General features: G+C 62.1%; 1 protein-coding gene. It reads right to left on the bottom strand.

All coding sequences use genetic code 11. The features are described from left to right. The coding region (locus AC1DLB_RS31140) for a chromate transporter (protein WP_477786421.1) at positions 1-840 on the bottom strand (840 nt) is incomplete at both ends.

Raw genomic sequence — 840 nt, 5'->3', positions numbered from 1 at the left:
CGAAGGCAGGAAGGTGAACCAGGTCACCAGCGTGGCCGCGACGGCTCCGGCCAGAAACACCTGATCGGCGCCGAACACCTGCGAGACATAGGCGCCGACAAAGCCGACGAAAGCCACCACCATGATCAGCGGCCCCGGTGTGGTTTCCCCCAGCGCCAATCCGTCGATCATTTGTGTCGGTGTCAGCCAGCCATAATGACCGACCGCGCCTTGGTAGACGTAGGGAAGCACCGCATAGGCGCCGCCAAAGGTCAGCAATGCGGCCTTGGTAAAGAACCAGCCCATCTGAGTCAAGGTGCCGTCCCAGCCAAAGAGTACGGTCAAGACCCCCATCGGCAACGCCCACAACGCTGCGCCGATGAGTGCCAGCAGCGCCAGTTTCAACCAGCTGAACCGGGCATGCTCAGGGGACGGGGTGTCGTCATCGATCAATGCTGGGCCGAAGGACTTTTTGGCGGCGCTATGGCCCCCGGTCCTGAATTTCTCGGGCGCCAGGCGGCCTCCTGCATAACCGATTAACGCGGCTCCCAGCACGATCAGCGGGAACGGCACGTTGAACGCGAAGATCGCGGTAAATGACGCCGCCGCCATAGCCCACAGCCAGTTGTTCTTCAGCGCGCGCGAGCCGATTCGATGGGCCGCCTGCACGACGATGGCCGTCACGGCGGGCTTGATGCCATAGAAAAGCCCGGCCACCACCGGGACTTCGCCGAAGGCGATATACATCCAGGACAGCGCGATCAGGATGAACAGTGAGGGCAACACAAACAGCCCCCCGGCGATCACCCCACCCCAGGTTCGATGCATCAACCAACCGATATAGGTTGCTAGCTGCTGAGC

Source organism: Pseudomonas sp. 05N434 (genome assembly GCF_056396965.1).
This window is presented reverse-complemented; position numbering and strand designations above follow the sequence as displayed.